The organism is Variovorax sp. 10L421 (assembly GCF_056395365.1).
In genome coordinates, this window is record NZ_JBFTJJ010000008.1 from 153,687 (window position 1) to 174,840 (window position 21,154).

General features: G+C 68.3%; 19 protein-coding genes and 1 tRNA gene. 6 read left to right on the forward strand and 14 right to left on the reverse strand.

Annotated features, from left to right (window positions below):
* Positions 1-86 precede the first annotated feature (86 nt).
* Positions 87-1,727 (forward strand): 3-(methylthio)propionyl-CoA ligase, encoded by a 1,641-nt coding sequence (locus AC1DFC_RS13570; protein ID WP_478179401.1) that lies wholly within the window; start codon positions 87-89, stop codon positions 1,725-1,727.
* 361 nt (positions 1,728-2,088) lie between these two features.
* Here AC1DFC_RS13570 and AC1DFC_RS13575 read toward each other — a convergent pair whose 3' ends face one another.
* From AC1DFC_RS13575 to AC1DFC_RS13585, 3 genes are all read right to left on the reverse strand, one after another.
* Positions 2,089-2,580: a hypothetical protein gene (locus AC1DFC_RS13575; RefSeq protein WP_478179402.1), complete on the reverse strand. Its 492-nt coding sequence runs from the start codon at positions 2,578-2,580 to the stop codon at positions 2,089-2,091.
* 354 nt (positions 2,581-2,934) lie between these two features.
* Positions 2,935-3,011 (reverse strand) — tRNA-Met (locus AC1DFC_RS13580).
* 54 nt (positions 3,012-3,065) lie between these two features.
* Positions 3,066-4,580, reverse strand: a complete 1,515-nt coding sequence (locus tag AC1DFC_RS13585; RefSeq protein WP_413332471.1) for a VWA domain-containing protein — start codon at positions 4,578-4,580, stop codon at positions 3,066-3,068.
* 135 nt (positions 4,581-4,715) lie between these two features.
* Here AC1DFC_RS13585 and AC1DFC_RS13590 point away from each other — a divergent pair, with 135 nt between their 5' ends.
* Together AC1DFC_RS13590 and AC1DFC_RS13595 are read left to right on the forward strand one after the other, a co-directional pair.
* Positions 4,716-5,381, forward strand: a complete 666-nt coding sequence (locus AC1DFC_RS13590; protein ID WP_413332470.1) for a sigma-70 family RNA polymerase sigma factor — start codon at positions 4,716-4,718, stop codon at positions 5,379-5,381.
* Positions 5,378-6,580 carry a hypothetical protein gene (locus AC1DFC_RS13595; protein ID WP_478179403.1) on the forward strand — a complete coding sequence of 401 codons (1,203 nt, stop codon included), beginning with the start codon at positions 5,378-5,380 and terminating at the stop codon, positions 6,578-6,580. The genes AC1DFC_RS13590 and AC1DFC_RS13595 overlap by 4 nt, the downstream gene beginning before the upstream one ends.
* A 21-nt stretch (positions 6,581-6,601) precedes the next feature.
* Here the strand turns inward: AC1DFC_RS13595 and AC1DFC_RS13600 are convergent, their stop codons facing one another.
* The 4 genes from AC1DFC_RS13600 to AC1DFC_RS13615 all read right to left on the reverse strand — a co-directional run bounded on the left by AC1DFC_RS13600 (position 6,602) and on the right by AC1DFC_RS13615 (position 11,204).
* Entirely contained in the window at positions 6,602-7,381 is a 780-nt protein-coding gene (locus AC1DFC_RS13600; RefSeq protein ID WP_413332466.1) for an enoyl-CoA hydratase, read from the reverse strand.
* 106 nt (positions 7,382-7,487) lie between these two features.
* The gene (locus AC1DFC_RS13605) at positions 7,488-9,314 is read right to left on the reverse strand and encodes a M61 family metallopeptidase (protein WP_413332465.1); all 1,827 of its coding nucleotides are present in this window, start codon (positions 9,312-9,314) and stop codon (positions 7,488-7,490) included.
* Positions 9,314-10,036 carry a DsbC family protein gene (locus AC1DFC_RS13610; RefSeq protein WP_007828910.1) on the reverse strand — a complete coding sequence of 241 codons (723 nt, stop codon included), beginning with the start codon at positions 10,034-10,036 and terminating at the stop codon, positions 9,314-9,316. Before AC1DFC_RS13610 ends, AC1DFC_RS13605 begins: the two co-directional genes overlap by 1 nt.
* 40 nt (positions 10,037-10,076) lie before the next feature.
* A complete protein-coding gene (locus AC1DFC_RS13615; RefSeq protein ID WP_007828912.1) occupies positions 10,077-11,204 on the reverse strand; it encodes an FAD-dependent monooxygenase in 1,128 nt (375 codons plus the stop codon).
* A 117-nt stretch (positions 11,205-11,321) separates the two neighbouring features.
* On the opposite strand from AC1DFC_RS13615, the gene AC1DFC_RS13620 reads away from it, so the two are divergent.
* Positions 11,322-12,203 carry an MOSC domain-containing protein gene (locus AC1DFC_RS13620; RefSeq protein WP_413332463.1) on the forward strand — a complete coding sequence of 294 codons (882 nt, stop codon included), beginning with the start codon at positions 11,322-11,324 and terminating at the stop codon, positions 12,201-12,203.
* Positions 12,204-12,225: 22 nt separating this feature from the next.
* On the opposite strand, the gene rbsD is transcribed toward AC1DFC_RS13620, so the two are convergent.
* From rbsD to AC1DFC_RS13650, 6 genes are all read right to left on the reverse strand, one after another.
* Positions 12,226-12,627 carry a D-ribose pyranase gene (gene rbsD, locus AC1DFC_RS13625; protein WP_007828915.1) on the reverse strand — a complete coding sequence of 134 codons (402 nt, stop codon included), beginning with the start codon at positions 12,625-12,627 and terminating at the stop codon, positions 12,226-12,228.
* The gene (gene rbsK / locus AC1DFC_RS13630) at positions 12,624-13,589 is read right to left on the reverse strand and encodes a ribokinase (RefSeq protein WP_413332461.1); all 966 of its coding nucleotides are present in this window, start codon (positions 13,587-13,589) and stop codon (positions 12,624-12,626) included. Before rbsK ends, rbsD begins: the two co-directional genes overlap by 4 nt.
* A complete protein-coding gene (locus tag AC1DFC_RS13635) occupies positions 13,586-14,683 on the reverse strand; it encodes a LacI family DNA-binding transcriptional regulator (protein ID WP_007828917.1) in 1,098 nt (365 codons plus the stop codon). The genes rbsK and AC1DFC_RS13635 overlap by 4 nt, the downstream gene beginning before the upstream one ends.
* Before the next feature lie 36 nt (positions 14,684-14,719).
* Positions 14,720-15,715, reverse strand: a complete 996-nt coding sequence (locus tag AC1DFC_RS13640; protein ID WP_007828919.1) for an ABC transporter permease — start codon at positions 15,713-15,715, stop codon at positions 14,720-14,722.
* Positions 15,712-17,307: a sugar ABC transporter ATP-binding protein gene (locus AC1DFC_RS13645; RefSeq protein WP_413332459.1), complete on the reverse strand. Its 1,596-nt coding sequence runs from the start codon at positions 17,305-17,307 to the stop codon at positions 15,712-15,714. Before AC1DFC_RS13645 ends, AC1DFC_RS13640 begins: the two co-directional genes overlap by 4 nt.
* 125 nt (positions 17,308-17,432) lie before the next feature.
* Positions 17,433-18,377: a sugar ABC transporter substrate-binding protein gene (locus AC1DFC_RS13650; RefSeq protein WP_007838312.1), complete on the reverse strand. Its 945-nt coding sequence runs from the start codon at positions 18,375-18,377 to the stop codon at positions 17,433-17,435.
* Between the two features lie 208 nt (positions 18,378-18,585).
* Between AC1DFC_RS13650 and ychF the strand changes: the two genes are divergently transcribed.
* A complete protein-coding gene (gene ychF / locus AC1DFC_RS13655; RefSeq protein WP_007838310.1) occupies positions 18,586-19,677 on the forward strand; it encodes a redox-regulated ATPase YchF in 1,092 nt (363 codons plus the stop codon).
* 187 nt (positions 19,678-19,864) lie between these two features.
* Entirely contained in the window at positions 19,865-20,539 is a 675-nt protein-coding gene (locus AC1DFC_RS13660; RefSeq protein ID WP_007838308.1) for a glutathione S-transferase, read from the forward strand.
* Here AC1DFC_RS13660 and AC1DFC_RS13665 read toward each other — a convergent pair whose 3' ends face one another.
* Complete coding sequence (locus AC1DFC_RS13665) at positions 20,540-21,004, reverse strand: YqaA family protein (RefSeq protein ID WP_007838306.1); 465 nt, start codon at positions 21,002-21,004, stop codon at positions 20,540-20,542.
* Between the last annotated feature and the right edge of the window lie 150 nt (positions 21,005-21,154).

Below are 21,154 nucleotides of genomic sequence, written 5' to 3' on the forward strand. Positions count from 1 at the left end.
TCGCGGGTCCTCAATCGTCCGTTTCGACGATGCGTCGCGGCATGGCGCCTGCCTAGCATCGCCTCAGCGTACAGGAGACAAGACCCATGTTCGGATTGATGCAAGACCGCCCGCTGCTGATCTCGTCGCTCATCGACTACGCAGCCACCTTTCATCCGAAAGCCGAAGTCGTCGGCCGCACCGTGGAGGGGCCGGTGCACCGCACCAACTACGCGGAGATACAGCGCCGTGCCAAGCAGGTGGCCAATGCGATGAAGGTGCTGGGCATCGAACCGGGCGACCGCGTCGGCACGCTCGCGTGGAACACATGGCGCCACCTCGCGCTGTACTTCGGCGTGTCGGGTTCGGGCGCGGTGCTGCACACGGTGAACCCGCGGCTCTTTCCGGAGCAGATCGACTACATCGTCAATCACGCCGAAGACAAGGTGATGTTCTTCGACACCACCTTCGCGCCGCTGGTCGAGAAGCTGGCGCCGCAACTCAAGTCGGTGCGCGCCTTCATCGCGATGACCGACCGCGCGCACATGCTGGCCATCGACGTGCCCAACCTGCTGTGCTTCGACGAGCTCGTCGGTTCGCAGAGCGAGCAGTACGAGTGGCCCGAATTCGACGAGCGCACCGCCTCGTCGCTCTGCTACACCTCGGGCACCACGGGCAATCCGAAGGGCGTGCTGTATTCGCATCGCTCCACCGTGCTGCACTCGCTGATGGAGTGCGCGCCCGACACCTTCGGCGTCAACTCGCAGATGACGCTGCTGCTCGCAGTGCCGATGTTCCACGCCAACGCATGGGGCATGCCTTATGCGGCGGCGATGACCGGCATGAAGCTGGTCATGCCCGGCCCGCACATGGACGGCCAGAGCCTGTACGAGCTGATGCGCGACGAGAAGGTCGGCTTCTCGCAGGCCGTGCCCACCATCTGGCTCATGCTGTTCCAGTACTTCGACGCCCACCCTGAAATCGACACCCGCGCCATCGGCCTGAAGCGCATCGGCGTGGGTGGCGCGGCCACGCCGCGCAGCATGATCGAGCGCTTCGAGCGCGACTTCGGCGCCGACTTCGTGCAGGGCTGGGGCATGACCGAGACCAGCCCCATCGGCGTGATCGGCAGCCTGCTGCCCAAGCACCTGTCGATGCCGAAGGAAGAGCAGACGCGCGTGAAGATGCGCCAGGGCCGAGGCGTGTGGGGCGTGGAGCTGAAGATCGTCGGCGAGGACGGCCAGCGTCTGCCGCACGACGGCAAGGCCTTCGGCCACCTGCACGTGCGCGGCCCGTGGATCGCGAGCGGTTACTTCAAGGGCGAGGGCGGCCCGGTGCTCGATGCCGAAGGTTTCTTCCCGACCGGCGACGTCGCCAACATCGACGAGGACGGCTACGTGCAGCTGGTCGATCGCGCGAAGGACGTCATCAAGTCGGGCGGCGAATGGATTTCTTCCATCGAGCTCGAGAACGCCGCGAGTACACACCCGGCCGTGGCCGAGGCGGCGGTGATCGGCATCGCGCACCCGAAGTGGCAGGAGCGACCGCTGCTCATCGTGGTCAGGCGCGCGGGTGTCGAAGTCACTCGCGAGGAACTGCTTACTTTCCTCGCGGAGCGCGTCGTGAAGTGGTGGCTACCGGATGACGTGGCTTTCGTCGACAGCCTGCCGCATACAGCCACCGGCAAGCTGCTGAAGACAAGGCTGCGCGAACAGTTCAAGGGCTACGTCGCGACGACATCTCTTTGACAGTTCGATGACTTGTTCGGGTTTTCTGTGGACAACTCTGTGAGTTGTGGGTGGAGGCGAAGAGGCGAAGCGAGAGCTGGCGTGGGTTCCCATCACGTTGCCTGTTGAATAGGCATCGCGCTGGCGGGGAAGGGGAAAGGGCGTGGATGTATGCAAAGAGAGACGGGCATGCGAGGGGCGATGCGCGCGGCGTTAGGCATTTCGTACTGATTCGACGAGGAGGGCTCGCGCCACCGCCTTCGATTGACAGCGGATGCCACTCACCGGACATCGCTTCGGCGGCTCCTGAGCGCTTCGCTTGGGATGCTGCGCGCCGGCATCGAAGGCTGATGCGGCCCTGCGTATTCCCGATGCCGCGAAATTACTTGGTGCCCCGCGCAAGCTGCGCCCGCCCGAACGGCGTGATGCGCCGGATCACCGCCAGCTCCTGCGGCTCGCTGCTGCTCTTCCACGCCAGCGCGGGGCTGATCGCCGCATCGACGAACCCGGCCTGCTTCAGGGCCTCGATGCAGTTGATCTCCTGCGGGTCCTGCACGCGAAGCGGGAATGTCGATCGTTCGATCGTGCGCAGGTAGTCCAGGGGCTCCGGGCCTGTTCTTGCGGACTTCGGTGCGGCCCCGACCCTGCCGCGGCCGCGCAGGTTGCCGATCTCGGCATGCCCCTCGTCGGTGATGCAGACCACCAGCGCCGCCTGCGCCAGCCTGTAGCTGCCCCCGGTGTCGAAAGCCGGGTCGATGGAGGCCTCGATGAGGCCGGTCGCTTTCAGGACGGAAACGCGTCGCACGTCCTGCGCGTCGGTCACATGCATCGGCAGGCGAGCATGCTCCAGCTGGAGAAGGTAACTGAGTGGCACCGAAGACCCCCTGTCTACGTCCCCTCTGCTATCGATGCCGCGTCATGCCGCCCAGCCGAACAGGGACCGCAAGAACTTCCCATGATTCCTGGACAACTCAGGCGCCCCCGAACACACCACCCCCTCCGGAAGGGAGGTGGCCGAGAAGGGTGTGATTGTGAATATTTATTCTTTCCGGCGATTCTTGTGGACCGCCCGGGCGGGCGCCATCACCGAAACTGGGTATGCCCATTGGCCAGATGGCGGGCGTATCCGGGGAGGGCCCGCGCCGGCGCTGCCGGGCTGGAGAATCAGGCGCGCCCACAAGGAAAAAAGCCTTGCAAGTCGTTGACTTGCAAGGCTTTTTCGTTTTGTTGGTGGCTCTTCACGGACTCGAACCGCGGACCTGTGGATTATGATTCCATCGCTCTAACCGACTGAGCTAAAGAGCCGTCAGTGCAGTTTTGCACCGAGCCCAAAATTATAGCCCAGGCTGAGGGCCCAGTTCAACTACCCGCCGGCAACTTGCCCAATTCTTCGGAAACGAGCCTCACGATCAGCTTGTCCAGCGTCTGCACCGAGTAGTTGCCGACGTCGTGCACGGTCTGCGTTCCGGGGCCGCTGGCCGGGTTCGCCGCCTCCTTGTAGGTGAGGAACACGAAGCGCCCGCCGGTGTACTGCGCGATCTGGCGCTGGATGTATTCGCCCTGCCGGTCGAGCCCCGAGGCGCCCACGCTGAACACCTTGATGCCCTTGCCCAGCGCGGCGACCATGTCGTCGTCGTACTGAGGGCCGCCGTAGTCGAGGTGCGGCGGCGCATCGGCCAGCAGCACCACGAGGCGGGTGGTGCCGTTGCCGCGCCAACTCAGCTTGTGGACCGTTTCGTTCAGGGCCTCGTTCATCGCCTCGGGGTAGTCGCCGCCGCCCGCGGCGCGCAGGGCGTCGAGCACGCCCTGGAAGGCGTTCAGGTCATTGGTGAAGTCATGGCGGCGCACCAGGAAGTCGTCGGTGCGGTCGCGGTACGCCACCAGGCCGAAGCAGGTGTCGGGGCGGCTCGGCAGCCTGGCCACCTGGTCGGCGATGGTGCGCAGGGTGGTCTTCAGCTTGGCGATCTCGTCGTCCATCGAACCAGTGGCGTCGATCAGGAAGACCAGGTCGAGCCGGGCGCGCGCGGGTGCGGCGCCCGGCTTGCCTGGGAGCACGACGTCGACGGCATTCTTCTGGCCGCGCTGCAAGAAGGCGGTGCTCTGGCGGCCGTTCTTGCGCACGGTCACCTCGTACACCTCGCTGCGGGCCTTGTCGAAGGCGTTCGGGTGCAGCCACGCGCGCCCGCCCGCGTCGGTGCGCGCCCACATGGCGGCGCCGTTCGCGGCCTGCACGGCCACTTCGGCATCGGGCACGACGGCGCCGCGCGCATCGCGCACCTGGAGCAGGTAGCGCGCGCTGATGTCGCGTTCACGGTGGGCGACCTGGGTGCGGCCGCGGAAGGCGAGGTATTCGCCGAAGTCGGCGTTGTCGTCGACCATGCCGGCGGTGACGGGCTCGCTGGCCGGGCGCGGTGCTTGCGCCGGCGGCTGGACGGCGATGCGGGGAGCGGCGGATGCGGCGGGAGAGGGCATCGCCATCGCCGCGGGCGGGGCCTCGGCGATCGGCGCGGGAGAGGCGGCCAATGCGCCCGCGACTTCTGCGCGCGACGGCTTGCGCAGCGCATCCGGCGGCGTGGCCGCGTCGGCGAGCGCGCGTCTTTCCCGCAGGGCGTGCCCTTCGAACTGGGCGTTGCGCTGCAAGCCCGGCGTCTCGTGCGTCTGGATCGGCCGGGCGCAGCTGGTGGCCGATGGCGCCTCGAAATTCGGCACGGCAAGCGTTGCCTGCGTGCGGCTGTCGGGCGCGGGCGTCGGCCATCTGACAGGGCCGTCGGCCATGGCCGAGGGCTCGGTGGCGCCGCAGGCCGTCAGGAGCAGTTGGGCGCACAGCAGCACGACGAGCGGCCGGCGGAAGCGGGGAGCGAAGGCGTGGATCATGGAAGGACTCCGGGTGGTTGGGTGCAGGCTGATACGGCGGGCCGCCGCCAACGGGGTTGAGCCCCGCCGCTTTTTTTGCCACCCTGAACCCCGATGCCTTCCGCCGCCCGTACAAGCTCGGGTGAAAATCCGCCGATGTCCGCGCTTCCCCGCGCCCCTTCCGCCAAGAACGCCCCCGAGCGCCAGGCCATGCCCGACGACCAGTTGATGCTGGCCTATGCGCAGGGCGACGCCGCCGCGTTCGACGTGCTCTACGCGCGCCACGAAGGCGGGCTGTTCCGCTTCGTCAAGCGGCTGCTGGGCGCGCGGCTGGCGGCGCAGGCCGACGAGGTTTTCCAGGACACCTGGGTGCGGATCATCTCGGCGCGCGAGAGCTTCTCGCCGCAGGGCGCGACCTGGCGCACCTGGGCCTTCACCATCGCGCACAACCTCGCGATGGACCGGCTGCGCGTGAGCGGGCGCGAAGTGGCGCTCGATGCGCATGCGGACGACGACAGCGATCCCGTCCCCACGCTCGACCGCGGTGTGCGCGGCGCTGTCGATGCGGCCGCGCATCCGTCGGCCGAAGAGCTCGCGTTCTGGCGCGCCGCGGGCCGCCGCCTGCTGGCCTGCCTCGACGAACTGCCGCCCGAGCAGCGCGCCGCGTTCCTGCTGCACCATGAAGACGGCCTGACCGTTGACGCGCTGGCCGCGAGCCTGGAGATCGGATTCGAGACCGTGCGCAGCCGCCTGCGCTACGGCCTGCAGAAGCTGCGCGCCTGCATGGAGCGCTACCTGTCGGTGCTGGAGCAACGGGCATGAGCGGCAACACCACCGGTTTCGAAGACGGCCGCGACGACGACCTGCGCGACCCGGCGCTGCGCCGTGCGCTGGACCACGCGCCCGACGGCGAGGCCACGCCCGATCCACGCACGCGCGACGCGATCCTGAAGATGGCGCACAACCTGGCTGCGGCGCCGGCGCCGGCGTCGACTGCGGGCACGGCCGCCAACAGCGCGAGTGCTCGGCCGTGGTGGCGCCGCCTGTTCGGCGGTGGCGCAGAGCCGCATCCGCGCATGCCGTGGAATGCGGCCTTCGCAACGGTACTGGTGGCCGCGTTCATTACCGTGCTGTGGCGCAGCGAACCGGTGCCCGATGCGCGGCTTGACGGGGAGGCGCGTGTCGGCGGCGCCGCCGCGCCCGCGGCCGAAGCCCCCGCGGCTCCTGCGGCGCCTGCACCCGCGACGGCTGCCGCACCCGAACCCGCGGCGGCGCCGCCGGCCGCGGCGAAGCAAGCCCCGCCGACACCGGCCGCGCCTGCTGCCGAACAGCGCGCCAAGGTGCCGCGCGACACGGCGCCTATCAAGGAAGCGGCACGCGCCCAGCCATCGCGCAGGGAGGCGGTGCCCGCGCCCACGCCCGTGGCGCCGGCGCCTCCCGCCATCGTCGCCGAGCAGGCCGCCCAAGCCCCCGCGCAGGACGAGCGTCGCGAAGAGCGCATGGAAAGCGAACGCCGGCGCGCCTACGCCCCCGCACCGGCCGCGCCCGCTCCATCCGTTGCATCGCCGCCGGCCGCCGCCCCGCTCTCCCGCCAGTCGCAGGACGCCTCGGCGCTTGCCAGCCAGAGCGGTGCCAGCGGGCAAGCCTCCGGTGCGTTGCAGGACGCTTCGCCGCGTGCGGCGAAGGCTGCGGCGTCTCGAGCCGACGGGCCGCCGTCCTTCTCCGCGCTGGAGCGCTGGACATCGTTCAGTTCGGACGCCGGCGCGCGGCGCGCGCGGGGCGACGTCGAAGGCTTGCCTGCCCTGGTGGGCACGGTGGCGCGCTCGGCCACCACACCCGATGCGCCCTTCGGTGCCCCGGTGGAGGCGCGACTGTCGCTCTATCGCGGCGACACGCTCATCGCCGTGCTCGAGATTGCGGGCGACCAGGTGCGCTGGACGCCGCACCCCGGCGGCACCGCGCTGGTCGGCACGCCGCCGGCGCAGGCGCTCGCTGCGCTGCGCGCGCTGCTGGCGCGTTGAACCGGAGGCCCGATCGGGCGATCAGGCGTTCTTGAAGTCCGGTGCGCGCTTGTTCAGGAAGGCGTCCATGCCTTCCTTCTGGTCGGCCGTGGCGAACAGCGCGTGGAACAGGCGCCGCTCGAACATCACGCCGTCGCTCAGGCCGCCCTCGAAGGCGCGGTTGACCGATTCCTTGGCCGCCATCACCGAGACCTGCGAGTAGCCGCAGATGATCAGCGCCGCGCCCAGCGCCTCGTCGGCGAGCTTCTCGAACGGCACCACGCGGCTTACGAGACCGGCGCGCTCGGCTTCCGCGGCGTCCATCATGCGGGCGGTGAGCACCATGTCCATGGCCTTGCTCTTGCCCACCGCGCGCGGCAGGCGCTGCGTGCCGCCGGCGCCGGGGATCACGCCGATCTTGATTTCGGGCTGGCCGAACTTGGCGTTGTCGGCCGCGATGATGAAGTCGCACATCATCGCCAGCTCGCAGCCGCCACCCAGCGCAAAGCCGGCCACCGCGCCGATCACCGGCTTGCGGATCGAGCGGATGGTTTCCCAGTTGCGCGTGATGTAGTCGCCCTTGTAGGTGTCGATGAAGCTGTACTTGGCCATCGCCGCGATGTCGGCGCCGGCCGCGAAGGCGCGCTCGCTGCCCGTGAGGATGATGCAGCCGATGGCGTCGTCCGCATCGAAGGCCTTGAGCGCCTGGCCCAGCTCGGTCATGAGCGCGTCGTTCAGCGCATTCAGGGCCTTCGGGCGGTTGAGGGTGATGATGCCGACCTTGCCAGCTTCGGTCCGCACTTCGATGTTTTCGTAGCTCATGGTGTCTCCGGGGGAAGGAAAAAACGCGCTTCACTATACCCAGCATGGCCCGGAGTTCCCGATGCGAGAACGCCGACCCAGCGCGGGGGGAGGACAAAGAGGCGAGTTAACTGCCCAGCCAGTTCGCCACCTTGGCGGCGTCGTGCGAGAACAGGCGCCAGGTGGTCGCCCCGACGGGCAGCACCAGCGGCAGCCTGACCAGTTTGCGGTCGCGCGCCACGATGGCCGTGCACTTCGCCGCATCGCCCAGGTACAGCGCGAGGTCGTCGAGCTTGGCGATGCGCCAGGCCTGCGCCGGCCGCTGCTGGCCCTTCCTGCCGACAGCGGGCAGCTCGATGCCGATCCACTCGTCGTGCGCGGAAAAACCGGCCTTCTCGGCCGCGCCACCACGCAGCACCACCTTCACCTGCACGCCGCCATTGGCCTCGGCCACGCGCAGGCCCAGCGCCTGCGCCTGCTGCGAGGGGTCTTCGAGCGTGGCCACGCCGTGCGCGCGCAGCAACTGCGCGAGCGGCAGCTCCTCGGTCGAATGCACCCAGCGCGCGAGTTCCGCCGCATACGAGCGGCCGCTCACGGCCTCGAGCGCGGCGGCAATGTCGGCCTCGCTGATCGGCCCGCCGCCGCTGTGCGTCCACAGGTGGCGCATCACGTCGTCGAGCGAGCCCTTGCCTTCATGGCGCAGCGTGAGGTCGAAGCACAGCGCCACCAGCGCGCCCTTGGTGTAGTAGCTCACCGTGCTGTTGGGCGTCTGCTCGTCCTGGCGGTAGTACTTGACCCAGGCGTCGAAGCTCGCGTCGGCCACCGGCTGCACCAGCCGGCCCGGCGTCTGCATGACCTGGTTGATGGTCTTGTTGAGCAGGCGCAGGTAGGCCGCATCGTCGATGCGCCCGGCGCGGCGCAGCAGCAGGTCGTCGTAGTAGCTGGTGAAGCCTTCGAAGAACCACAGCAGCTGCGTGTAGTTTTCCTGGCTGTAGTCGTAGCGCGCGAACTCTGCCGGCCGCATGCGCTTGACGTTCCAGGTGTGGAAGTACTCGTGGCTGATGAGTCCCATCAGCGTGGTGTAGCCGTCGGGCTGCTTCTTCTTCTCGCCGCGCTGCGGCAGGTCGCGGCGGTTGCAGATCAGCGCGGTCGAATGGCGGTGTTCGAGCCCGCCGTAGCCGTCGTCGACCGCGTTGAGCATGAACACGTAGCGGTCGATCGGCGGCTTCGGCCCGCCGCGCTTGCCGACCTTTTCGCCGTGCCAGAAGCGCATCTCTGCTTCGCAGATGGCCTTGGTGTCGGCGATCAGCTTGTCGCCATCGAACGAGGCCGCGGCACCCGCGATCACGAAGCGGTGCGGTACGCCGCAGGCTTCGAACTCGGCGCTCCAGAAGGCGCCCAGCTCGACGGGGCTGTCGGCCAATTCATCGTAGCCCGAGGCCTGGTAGCTGCCGAAGCCGTGCTTGTCGGCCTTCAGCGGCACCAGGGCAGTGGCGCACGACCAGCGCGCAGCGTCATCGGCCAACACGGGCGCGACGATCTCCAGCGCATGCGGCGCCTCGGTCTGGCCTTCGACGCGCAGGCACACGCTGGTGCCGTTGAAGAAGCCGCGCTCGGCATCGAGCCAGGCGGTGCGCACCGAGTTGTCGTAGGCGCAGACCCGGTAGTGCAGTTCCAGCGGCTGCCCGGGCGTGCACTCGACGAGCCAGCTGCATTTGTCGAGCTGCGTGAGCGCCGGCTTGCGTCGACCCTGCGTGGCGCGCAGGCCCTGCAGGTTCTTGGCGAACTCGCGCACCAGGTAGCTGCCCGGAATCCACACCGGCAGCGACACGCGCTGCTGCGCCGTGGGTGCGTCGATGGTGAGCGTGATGTCGAAGAGGTGTGCGTGAAGATCCGCACATTCGACGCGATAGCGCACGCCTGCGGCGCGCTGCGCGGGAGCCTTCGCCGCCATCAGCTGGACGAAGCGGCGAGTTGCTTCTCGACCTGCTCTGCGGGAATGGCGCCGGGCGTGCGGGTGCCGTCGCTGAAGATCAGCGTCGGCGTGCCGGTGATGTTGTACTTGCGGCCGAACTCGACGTTGCGCTGCAGCGCGGTCACGTCGCAGCTGCTGGCCGCGGTGGCGGGTTTGGTGCTGGCTTCCATCCAGTCGCCCCAGGCCTTGCCCTTGTCCTTGCTGCACCAGATGTCGCGCGACTTGACGTTCGAGTCGGGGCCCAGCACCGGGTACAGGAACAGGTACACGGTGACGTTGTCGACCGTCTTCATGTCCTTCTCGAAGCGCTTGCAGTAGCCGCAGTTCGGGTCTTCGAACACCGCGAGCTTGCGCTTGCCGTTGCCGCGCACGATCTTGATCGAGTCCTTCAGCGGCAGCTGGTCGAAGGCGACGGCGCTGAGCTTTTCCACGCGCTCTTCGGTCAGGTTCTTGCGCGATTTCACGTCGATCAGGTTGCCCTGGATCAGGTAGTTGCCCTGCTCGTCGGTGTAGAAGATCTGCGCGCCGTTCACGCGCACTTCGTAGACGCCCGGGATCGGCGACTTCGAGACTTCGTCGATCGCCGGGAACTGCGGAATGCGCGCCGGCAGGTTCTTGCGGATCTCGGCTTCGCCGGCGGTGGCGGCCACGACCGCGCCCAGCGTGCAGGCAGCGAATAGGAGGTTGCGTACGAGTGTCATCGGGGGATCCGTTGGTTCGATTCGAGAATAAGTGGGCGCGTCAGGCCTTCAGGCCCATGGCTTGCGCCGTGATCCAGTGCTTGACGAGGCGCGTGCGGTCGAAACCGCGCATGCCCCAGTTGCGCAATGCAGGAAGCGGGCCGAGGTTGTGCGAGAAAAGCTGCTGCAGTCCATCGGTTGCGAGGCTCATCTGCAGCACGTCGGCACGGCGGGCGCGCTCGTAACGGCGCAGCAGGCGGGCATCGCCCACGCTGCGCCAGTAATCGCGGTTCCTGATCACCTCGGCCAGCTCGGCCGCATCGGCCAGGCCCAGGTTCAGGCCCTGGCCGGCCAGCGGGTGCACCGTGTGGGCGGCGTCGCCCGCCAAGGCCCAGGAGCGGGTCGGCTGGCCGGGCATGGCGCCGGTCCAGCGGTCGGCGATGGCGCGCGCCAGCGGCCATGCGCCGCGCTCGCTCGTGAGCTTGAGCGCGCCGAGCGCGTTGTGGCTGGCCTCGGTGACGGCGGCGTTGAATTCGTCGTTGCCCTGTGCGAGCAGGTCGGGCGCGCGCAGCTGGTCGACCGACCACACCAGTGCGACCGTCTTGCCGTGCGTGCCGCCGAGCGGCAGCAGCGCGAGCACTTCGCCCCTGTCGTTGAACCATTGGCGCGCGATGCCGTCGTGCGACTGCTCGGCCTCCATGCGCGCCGCGATCGCGTGCTGCGGATAGCGCGTGACCTCGTAGCTCACGCCAAGCGCTTCGCGCGTGGTGCTGGCCTTGCCTTCGCACACCACGGTGAGCGGGGCGACGACGGGCTCGGCCACGACCTCGATCTGGGGCTGGAAGCGCACCGCGTCGGCCAGCTGCTGCTCGAGCGCGGGCACGTCGACGATCCAGGCCAGCGCATCGACTTTCTGGCGTGCGGCGCTGAACTGCACCCGTCCGCCTTCGTCGCCGTGCACCAGCATTTCGCGCACAGCGGTGGCGTGGACGGCGTCGGGCCAGGCGCGCAGCGATTCGAGCAGCGCGCGCGAGGCGGTGTTGAGCGCATACGCGCGGATGTCTTCCTTGCCCTGCGTGGCCGGCGGCACCACCAGCGCGACGCGCACACGTTCGCGCGCGAGCAGCAGGGCCAGCGTGCGGCCGACGATGCCGGCGCCACGAATGCAAACTTCTGGGGGGAGAGCCATCGAACGATTGTAGGAGTTGCCCGTCCAGGGCGGGGCGTGGGCCTTTTCCTGCGGCGGGGAGTTTTCGGGGCGCCTCGATGCCGGACAATTGCCGCCGAATTCCAAGGAACCCCCACCGTGTCCCAGCCTGCTTTCGACCTCGAAGCCACCATCGCGCGCCTGTTCATCTACCCGGTCAAGTCCTGCGCCGGGGTCGAGCTTCCCGAAATGCTGCTGACCGAGACCGGGCTGGAGTTCGACCGGGCCTGGATGGTGGTCGACGCGCAGGGCGAGTTCGTCACCCAGCGGCAGCTGCCGCGCATGGCGCTGATCAAGCCACAGATGAAGCAGATGGAAGTGGTGCTGCGCGCCCCTGGCATGCTGGCGCTGCACCTGGCCTTCGACCGGGTCGAGAAGCCGGTGCGGGTGCGCGTATGGAAAGACGAGGTGCCCGCCTACGACATGGGCGACATCGCCGCCCAGTGGTTCAGCGATTTCCTCTCGGAGCCCGGCAGGCCGCAGACCCTGCGCCTCGTGCGCTTCGACCCCGAGCACAAGCGCCTGTCGAGTATGAAGTGGACCGGCGGCGTCGAGGCGCAGACCCAGTTCGCCGACGGCTACGCGCTGCTGGTGGCGAGCGAGGGCTCGCTGGCCGAGCTCAACGAACGCCTTGCGGCACAGGGCCACGGGGCCGTGGGCATCGAGCGCTTCCGCCCCAACATCGTGCTCGCGGGCATCGAGTCGCACGACGAGGACCGCATCGACGCGCTGCACATCACGACCGGTGAAGGCGAGGCCGAACTGCGCCCCGTCAAGCCCTGCACGCGCTGCCCGATCCCGGATATCGACCCGGCCACCGCCCTCAGCAGCCCCGAGGTCGGCGACACGCTGCGCACCTACCGCGCCGACGCGCGCGTGGATGGCGGCATCACCTTCGGCATGAACTGCATCGTGATCCAGGGTGTGGAGCACATGCTCAAGGTCGGCCAGTCCGTGGGCGCGAACTACAAGTTCGAATGAGCGAAGGCGCTCCAGCGGCGCCTCAGAACTTCACTCCGGCGATCAGGATGATGTTCGCGTAGGGCGTGCATTCGCCCGTGCGCACCATGGCGCGGGCCTTGGCGGTGCGGCGCTTGAATTCCTCGTGCGACACGGTCTGGGGCTCGATGCCCAGCGACTGCGGATACCAGCCCGGCAATTTCTTCGTGTCGCCATCGCCGTCGAGCGCCTCGTCGGCGATCACGATGCCTTCCACCTGCATCTCCGACAGCACCGCCTGCAGCACGTCGTCGAGTTGCGGCACGCCGCGCGCCACCGCGAGGTCGATGCGGCGCGGACCATCGGGAATCGGCAGGCCGGCGTCGCCGAGCACGAGCATGTCGCCGTGGCCCAGCGAGGCGATCACATGGGAGAGTTCGGCGTGCAGCAGGGCGGTGCGTTTCACAGCGTGATCCAGTCGGGAGGCAAGGGACTGCGCAGCACGGCGTCGCGCTGCGGGATGGAAGGTTGGGCGCCGGGCTGCTGGATGCACAGCGCCGCGGCGCGAATGCCCAGGCGCACGGCCTCGTCGAAGGAGTGGCCTTCGCCCAGCGCGACCGCGAGCGCACCCAGGAAGGTGTCGCCGGCGGCCGTGGTGTCGACCGCCTGCACCTTAGGCGCGGGATGATGGCGCGCGCCGTCGGCATCGACGGCCACGGCGCCGCGCGAACCCAGCGTGACCACCACGCGCGCGATGCCCTTGGCGCGCAGCGCCTGGCCGGCCTGCGCCGCTTCCTGCGGGCTGTCGGCGGACTGGCCGCACAGCGTCTGCGCCTCGATCTCGTTGACCACCAGCGTGTCGATCAGCGGCCACAGCGGCTCGGCGATCGCCTGCACCGGCGACGGGTTGAGCAGCACCTTGCAGCCCGCGCCATGCGCCACCGCGATGGCGCGCGCGACCTGGTCCATGGGGGTCTCGAATTGCGTGACGAGGAAGGCCGCGCCCTGCACCTGCTGTTTCAGCGCGGCTTCGTCCACCTCTACCCGGGCGTTGGCGCCGGGAATCATCACGATGCGGTTCTGCCCACTGTCTTCCACGAGGATCAGCGCCGTGCCGGTGGGCTCGTCGGCCACGGTGCGCAACGCGGCGGTGTCGATGCCGTCGTTCTGCAGCGCGTTGCGCAGAGCCGTGCCATACGCGTCGCCGCCGACGCAGCCGATCATCTGCACTTGTCCGCCTTCGCGCGCACAGCTCACCGCCTGGTTGGCGCCCTTGCCGCCGGGAATGGTGGCGATCGAATGGCCGAGCAGGGTTTCTCCCGCGGCCGGCGCATGCGGTACGCGCAGCACCAGGTCCATGTTGAGGCTGCCGAGCACCACGATGCGCGGCGCCGGGGAGGGGCTGCTGGAAGAAGGCTTCGGGCTCACGGGGTGCGGGACTTTCGGGTTTGCGTTGCAGGCGTTTCGGTCGCAAGGGGCGCGGCGGGCTCGCGGAAGCTCGCATGCCGCGCGGTCGAGGCGCGCACGCGCAGCTCGGGCTGCAGCACCACCTTGCGTGCGTCGCGCCGCTTGCCGCCTACGCGTTCGAGCAGCATGTCGACCGCCAGCGCGCCGATGCGCTCCTTGGGCTGCGCCACGGTGGTGAGCGGGGGGCTGGTGTAGGCGGAGAGTTCGATGTCGTCGAAGCCGACGATCGAGAGTTCGTCGGGTACGCGCACGCCGCTTTCATGCGCCGCGCGCAGCGCGCCGATGGCCATCAGGTCGTTGCAGACGAACACGGCCGAGGGCTTGCGCTCGGTGCGCAGGATGGCGTGCATGGCCTCGTAACCGCCCTGGCTGGTGAAGCCGCCGCGCCACAGCAGTGCGCTGGCGTTCGCGATGTCGGGCGTCGCGCCGGTCTCGGCCAACGCCATGCGCCAGCCTTCGATGCGCTGCTCGCTCGGCATCACGCCCGCGGGCCCGCCGATGCAGGCGATGCGCTTGTGGCCCAGCGACAGCAGGTGCCGCACCGCGAGCAGGCCGCCCTGCATGTGGGCGGTTTCCACCAGGTCGCAGGCCGGGTCGTCGATCTCGCGGTCGACCAGCACGGTCGGCACGCGCAGGCCGTGCAGCTGCTTCGCCAGCGAATCGTCGTCGGCGGTGCCCGCGCCGGTCGACACCACGATCAGCCCGTCGATGCGGCGCTCGGCCAGCACCTTCAGGTAGACGCTCTGGCGGTGCGGTTCGTCATCGGTGTTGCACAGCACCAGCGTGTAGCCGGCGCCGAAGCAGCGGTCTTCCACGATGCGCACGATCTCGGCGAAGTAGGGATTCGAGCTGTTGGGAATCAGCATGCCCAGCGTCGAGGTGGTGTTGCTCTTCAGGCTTCGCGCCATCGCGTTGGGCACGTAGCCCAGTTCGCGGATGGCGAGCTCCACGCGCTCGCGCACCTTGGCGCTCACGTGGCGCGTGTCGTTGACCACGTGCGACACGGTGGTGACGGACACATCCGCCTTGAGTGCGACGTCCTTGATGGTGGCCATGGCTTTTCCTGTTCCTGGTGGGGCGGGATGCTGTCGTCAGGCCAGGCGGCGGTCGGCACGGCGCTGGCGCAGCGTGTCGATGATGACGGCCACCACGATCACCGCGCCGGTGATGATGCGTTTGCTCGGCTCGCTGGCGCCCACCTGCGCCAAGCCGGCTTCGAGCACCGCGATGATCAGCACGCCGAAGAAGGTGTTGATCACCGAGCCGCGCCCGCCCATGAGGCTGGTGCCGCCGATGACCACGGCCGCAATCACCTGCAGCTCGATGCCGACGCCGGCGTTGGGGTCGGCCGCTTCGAGCCGGGCCGACTGCATCAGGCCCGCGAGCCCGGCCAGCAGGCCGGTGGCGGCGAACACGATGATGCGGATGGGGCGTGGGTCCACGCCTGCCAGGCGCATTGCTTCTTCGTTGGTGCCGATGCCCACCACGTGGCGTCCGAACACCGTGCGCGTGAGCACCATCTGCGCGATGACCACCAGCACCACCGCGAGCACGAAGGCGGCCGAGATGCCGCCGATCCACGGCGCGGCCAGGCCCGAGATGGCGTCGCCCACGTACTGCGTGCGCGAATCGGTCACGAGGTAGGCGCCGCCGCGCACCGCTTCGAGCATGCCCAGCGAGACGATGAAGCTCGGCAGCCGCCAGGCGACCGACACCGCGCCGGTGACCGTGCCGCAGACGAGCCCTGTCGCGAGGCCGAGCACGGCGGCCAGCGGCACCGAGAGCTTCCATTCGAGGATGGCGGCCGCCGTGACCGCGGCGCTCAGCGCCAGCACGGAGCCGACGGACAGGTCGATGCCCGCGATGATCAGCACGAAGGTCATGCCGACGGCCATCACGGCCAGGGCGGGGATTTCATTCGCGATGGAGACGAAGGTCTCGCGCGTCAGGAAGTATTCGCTGAGCGTTCCGAACAGCGCGATCATGCCCACGAGCACGACCGTCAGGCCGAGGTAGGTGCCGAGCTGGCCTTTGAGTGCGGAGGGCGAGGCCGGCGGGTTTTGTTTGGTGGAGGCTTCGGCGTTCATGGTGTGTCGGCGGTGACCGGGGTCGAATCGGAAACGGGAGATACCGTCGGCGGGCTGGCGGCGCGTCCTGTCGCGTCGCTGAATGCGGCGGCCAGCAGCGATTGTTCGGTCCACGCGCCGCGCTCGAACACCGCGACCAGCCGGCCGGCGCTCATCACGCCGATGCGGTCGCACATGGCCATCAGTTCGCGCAGGTCGCTCGACACCATCAGCAGCGCCTTGCCGGCGTCGGTCATGCGGTCGAGTTCGGCGTACAGGTCGGCGCGCGCGCCCACGTCCACGCCGCGCGTGGGTTCGTCGAGCAGCAGCACCTTGCATTCGCGGTGCAGCCAGCGCGCGAACACCACCTTCTGCTGGTTACCGCCGCTGAGCGTGGCGACCGGTTGTTCGATGCTGCGCGAGCGGACACGCAGCAGCTCCACCAGCCGCTGCGCAATGCCGCGCTCCTTGGCGCGCTGCAGCCAGCCGGCATGGGAGATGGCGCCGAGATCGCTCAGCGTGGCATTGACGCGGATCGACTGCGGCAGCAGCAATCCTTGCGACTTGCGGTCTTCGGTGACCAGCCCGATGCCGGCGCGGATGGCCTGCATCGGCGAGCGCCAGCCCTTGTGCGCGTGCTGCGTGGGCTGGCCGTTTTCATAAAGGGAGATCTCGCCGCGGTCCGCGCGGTCGGCGCCGAACAGCAGGCGCACCAGTTCGGTCCGGCCCGAGCCGACGAGGCCGGCCAGGCCCATGACTTCGCCCGCGCGCAGGTCGATGTCGACGTCGCGCACGACCTGCGCCCGGCCGATGCCGCGCGCGCTCAGCAGCACCGGGCCCGCCACGCGGCGGTCGCGGCCTTCATGTTCGTGCACCGCGCGGCCCACCATGCGCTGCACCAGTTCGGATTCGCGCACGCCGGCCATGGCGCGCACGTCGACCAGCCGGCCGTCGCGCAGCACCGCCACGCGGTCGGCGATGCGCTGCAGCTCTTCGAGGCGGTGCGACACGTAGACGATGGCCACGCCGCGCGCCTTCAGCAGGTCGATCTGCTCGAACAGGTGCGCGGTTTCGCGCGGCGTGAGCATGGCGGTGGGCTCGTCGAGCACCAGCACGCGCGTGTCGTCCTGCAGGTTGCGCGCGATCTCGACCATCTGCTGCTGGCCGATGCCCAGCCGCGCCACGGGCGTGGCCGGGTCGATGTTCTGCATGCCGATCTTGGCCAGCTGCTGCGCGGCCAGCTCGTGCAGCTTGCCGCGGCGGATCCAGCCGGTCTTGTTGGGCAGCCGGTCGAGCAGCAGGTTCTCGGCCACCGACAGCGTGGTGACGAGCCCGAGCTCCTGCATGACCATGCGCACGCCCAGCCGCTCGGCGTCGCGGCGCGAGGTGGGCGCAAAGGGCTTGCCGTCGAGCAGCATCTGGCCGCGCGTGGGCTGCACCAGGCCGCAGACGATCTTCGACAGCGTGCTCTTGCCGGCACCGTTCTCGCCCGTGAGGGCCAGCACTTCGCCGGGGTTGAGCACGAGCGAGACGTCGTCCAGCACCGGCGCCGCATAGTCCTTGCCCATGGCGCTCAGCGAGAGCACTGGCGTACTTCGATCGTTGTCAGCCATCGATGGGCAACCTCATTCATTCATTCCAGAAACACCACGGAACCGGCTTCGCCGGGCCGTTGGTGTTGCCCCCGGTAGGGGGAAGGCGCGCGCGACACGAAGTGCGCGAAGCCTGGGGGCGAGCATTATTTCGTGACCAGCACCACGTCGGTCTTCACTTCGGCGGGCATCTCCGACTGCTTCTTCTTGTCGGCGATGGCCTTCAGCGCGGTCTCGATGCCGAACACGGCCTGCTTGGCGGCGAACTGGTCGGCGGTGGCGAGCACGCGGCCGTCCTTGAGCATCGGCTTGATGGCGCCGATGTTGTCGTAGCCCACCACCAGCACCTTGCCGGTCTTGCCCGCGGCCTTGACCGCAGCCACGGCACCCAGCGCCATGCTGTCGTTGCCGGCGAGCAGGGCCTTCAGGTCGGGGTGCTCGCGCATCATGCCGGCGGCCACCGTGTTGCCCTTGTCGATTTCCCACTGGCCCGACTGCACGCCCACCACCGTTGCGCCGGCAGCCTTCATGGCATCTTGATAGCCCAGCGTGCGCTGCTGTGCATTGAAGGTGGTCGACACGCCTTCGATGATGCCGACCTTGTCGCCGGCCTTCAGCTCCTTGGCGAGCGCATCGCCCACCAGCTTGGCGCCGGCGCGGTTGTCGGGGCCGACGAACGGCACCTGGATGCCCTTTTCCTTGAGCGCGGCCGCGTCGAGCTGGTTATCGATGTTGACCACCAGGATGCCCTTGTCGATGGCGGCCTTGATCACCGGTACCAGCGCCTTCGAATCGGCCGGGGCGATCACCAGCGCGTTGATCTTCTGCGCCACCATCTGCTCGACCATCTTGATCTGGGCGGCGGTGTCGGTCTCGTCCTTGATGCCGTTGGCCACCAGCGTGTATTCGGAGGCATGGGCCTTCTGGTGCGCCTTGGCGCCGTCTTCCATGGTGCGGAAGAACTCGTTGGCCAGCGACTTCATGACCAACGCGACCTTGGGCTTGTCCTGTGCGAAGGCGGGGGTTCCGGCAATGGCGCCCAGCAGCATGAGGGCGGCAGCGCTTTGCAGGGTACGGCGGGTGAACTTCATGGGAATGTCTCCTGGGATGGTTGATCAGAGCGGTACGCCGGTCTTTGCCGGGGGCTCCGATGTTAGCCGAGGGAAACGTTTGCGCAAACGTTTGCTAATCGGGGCTAACCCTGATGTTTTTGGGTAGGGAAGGAGGGGGTGAAGCCCTGCCCGGACCGGCCTGCAATCCCGCTCGCCTAAAATTGGCGGTTACCCAAGAGGACCCCCCATGAGTTTGCAATGCGGCATCGTCGGCCTGCCCAACGTCGGTAAATCCACCCTTTTCAATGCGCTGACCAAGGCCGGCATCGCGGCCGAGAACTATCCGTTCTGCACCATCGAGCCCAACGTGGGCGTGGTGGAAGTGCCCGATCCGCGGCTTGCGCAACTGAGCGAGATCGTCAAGCCCGAGCGCATCGTGCCCGCCATCGTCGAGTTCGTCGACATCGCTGGCCTGGTGGCCGGTGCCAGCACGGGCGAAGGCCTGGGCAACAAGTTCCTGGCGCACATCCGCGAGACCGACGCCACCGTCAACGTGGTGCGCTGCTTCGACGACGAGAACGTGATCCACGTGGCCGGCAAGGTCGACCCGATCTCCGACATCGAAGTGATCCAGACCGAACTCTGCCTGGCCGACCTCGCCACGGTCGAGAAGGCGCTGCACCGCCACACCAAGGTGGCCCGTTCGGGCGACAAGGACGCGCAGAAGCTCGTCGGCCTGCTCGAGCGCTGCCAGGCCGCGCTGAACGAGAACACGCCGGTGCGCGCGCTCGAGTTCACGAAGGAAGAGCAGCCGCTGGTGAAGAGCTTCACGCTGATCACCGCCAAGCCCGCGATGTTCGTCGGCAACGTGGCGGAAGACGGCTTCGAGAACAACCCCTACCTCGATCGCCTGCGCGAATACGCCGCCAAGCAGGGCGCGCCCGTGGTCGCCATCTGCGCCAAGATCGAAGCCGACCTGGCCGAGATGGATGACGAAGACAAGAAGATGTTCCTCGCCGAGATCGGCCAGGAAGAGCCCGGCCTGAACCGCCTGATTCGCGCCGCCTTCAAGCTGCTGGGCCTGCAGACCTACTTCACCGCCGGCGTGAAGGAAGTGCGCGCCTGGACCATCCACATCGGCGACACCGGCCCGCAGGCCGCAGGCGTGATCCACGGCGACTTCGAGAAGGGCTACATCCGCGCCCAGACCATCGCGTTCGAGGACTACATCGCCTTCAAGGGCGAGCAGGGCGCGAAGGACGCGGGGAAGATGCGGTCGGAAGGCAAGGAATACGTCGTGAAGGATGGCGACGTGATGAACTTCCTGTTCAGTTCGTAATAGGGCTCGCCCCCAGGCTGCGCGCACTTCGTGTCGCTTCGCCTTCCCCCTACCGGGGGCGACACCTGAGGCCCGGCCGAGCCGGTTCCTCGGTGTCTCGCGAAAACGCGGTTCGCGGGTTTTGCATGTTGTTGGGTAGACTCCGCGCGCCCGAATCGCTCGATTCCTCCTGACAAGGCCCGCCTCCATGCTCACCGTCCACCACCTCAACAACTCTCGCTCGCAGCGCGTGCTCTGGCTGCTCGAAGAACTCGAGCTGCCCTACGAGATCGTCCACTACCAGCGCGATCCGCAAACCAGTCTGGCGCCTGCTTCGCTGCGGGCTGTCCATCCGCTGGGCAAGTCCCCGGTCGTCACGACGCAGGACGGGCTCACGCTTGCGGAGTCGGGCGCGATCATCGAGACGCTCATCGAGCGCCATGGCAACGGCCGCCTCGCGCCCGCGGTGGGTTCGCCCGAGGCGCTGCGCTATCGCTACTGGCTGCATTTCGCCGAAGGCACGGCGATGTCGCCGCTGCTGCTGAAGCTGGTGTTCGACCGCATCGAGACGAGCAAGATGCCCTTCTTCGCGAAGCCCATCGCCAAGGCCATCGCGGCAAAGGCGAAGTCGGCGTTCATCAACCCGAACATCGCGAATCACCTGAACTACATGGAGGCCGAACTCGGCAAGAGCGAGTGGTTCGCGGGCGATGCCTTCACAGGCGCCGACATCCAGATGAGCTTCGTGGTCGAAGCTTCGCAGGCGCGCGGCGGGCTCGATGCGAAGCGGCCGAAGCTGATGTCGTACCTGGAGCGCATCCACGCGCGTCCCGCGTACAAGCGCGCACTCGAGCGCGGCGGCCCCTACGCTTTGTTGAACTGATCAGAAGACCTGCAGCAGCGCCACCGTCATGGTGATGTAGCGCAGGAATTTCCCGATCGCCATGTAGGCCACGCAAGGCCAGAACGGCAGCTTGAGCCAGCCCGCCACCGCGCACAGCGGATCTCCCACCAGCGGCAGCCAGCTGAGCAGGCAGGCCTTCGGGCCGAGCCGCTCCAGCCAGCCCAGAACCCGCACATGGTGTTTCGAGTGCGAGTATTTGTCGGCCACCTTGTGCGCGCCGTAGCCCATCCACCAGTCGACCGCGCCCCCCAGCGTGTTGCCGATGGTGGCCACCGCGATGGCCGGCCAGAACATGTCGGGGTTGAGCTTGAGCAGCCCGAAGAGAAAGGGCTCGGAGCCCACCGGCAGCAGCGTGGCCGAGACGAAGGCCGCGACGAACAGGGTCGACAGGCCGTATTGCGGCAGCGCCAGCAGCGCCATGAGGGAGTCGAGCCACGCTTGCATAAGGTGGGCGAAGTATAGGCAGTGCTCACCTCGCAATTCCGTGGGAGAAAGCCCCGGATCGCACCGGTGTTTACACGGGTACCCGGACCGCAAATCGTTTCAGTCGCTGAAATGCGGCGTGGCTACAATCGTGCCTCATTTTTCAGCAGC

Bases quoted from the DNA above. Each gene is read 5' to 3' on its own strand.
- AC1DFC_RS13570 (WP_478179401.1), top strand. From the start codon at position 87: ATGTTCGGATTGATGCAAGACCGCCCGCTGCTGATCTCGTCGCTCATC.
- AC1DFC_RS13585 (WP_413332471.1), bottom strand. From the start codon at position 4,580: ATGATCCACGCCTTCGCTCCCCGCTTCCGCCGGCCGCTCGTCGTGCTG.
- AC1DFC_RS13590 (WP_413332470.1), top strand. From the start codon at position 4,716: ATGTCCGCGCTTCCCCGCGCCCCTTCCGCCAAGAACGCCCCCGAGCGC.
- AC1DFC_RS13595 (WP_478179403.1), top strand. From the start codon at position 5,378: ATGAGCGGCAACACCACCGGTTTCGAAGACGGCCGCGACGACGACCTG.
- AC1DFC_RS13600 (WP_413332466.1), bottom strand. From the start codon at position 7,381: ATGAGCTACGAAAACATCGAAGTGCGGACCGAAGCTGGCAAGGTCGGC.
- AC1DFC_RS13605 (WP_413332465.1), bottom strand. From the start codon at position 9,314: ATGGCGGCGAAGGCTCCCGCGCAGCGCGCCGCAGGCGTGCGCTATCGC.
- AC1DFC_RS13610 (WP_007828910.1), bottom strand. From the start codon at position 10,036: ATGACACTCGTACGCAACCTCCTATTCGCTGCCTGCACGCTGGGCGCG.
- AC1DFC_RS13615 (WP_007828912.1), bottom strand. From the start codon at position 11,204: ATGGCTCTCCCCCCAGAAGTTTGCATTCGTGGCGCCGGCATCGTCGGC.
- AC1DFC_RS13635 (WP_007828917.1), bottom strand. From the start codon at position 14,683: ATGGCCACCATCAAGGACGTCGCACTCAAGGCGGATGTGTCCGTCACC.
- AC1DFC_RS13640 (WP_007828919.1), bottom strand. From the start codon at position 15,715: ATGAACGCCGAAGCCTCCACCAAACAAAACCCGCCGGCCTCGCCCTCC.
- AC1DFC_RS13645 (WP_413332459.1), bottom strand. From the start codon at position 17,307: ATGGCTGACAACGATCGAAGTACGCCAGTGCTCTCGCTGAGCGCCATG.
- AC1DFC_RS13650 (WP_007838312.1), bottom strand. From the start codon at position 18,377: ATGAAGTTCACCCGCCGTACCCTGCAAAGCGCTGCCGCCCTCATGCTG.
- ychF (WP_007838310.1), top strand. From the start codon at position 18,586: ATGAGTTTGCAATGCGGCATCGTCGGCCTGCCCAACGTCGGTAAATCC.
- AC1DFC_RS13660 (WP_007838308.1), top strand. From the start codon at position 19,865: ATGCTCACCGTCCACCACCTCAACAACTCTCGCTCGCAGCGCGTGCTC.
- AC1DFC_RS13665 (WP_007838306.1), bottom strand. From the start codon at position 21,004: ATGCAAGCGTGGCTCGACTCCCTCATGGCGCTGCTGGCGCTGCCGCAA.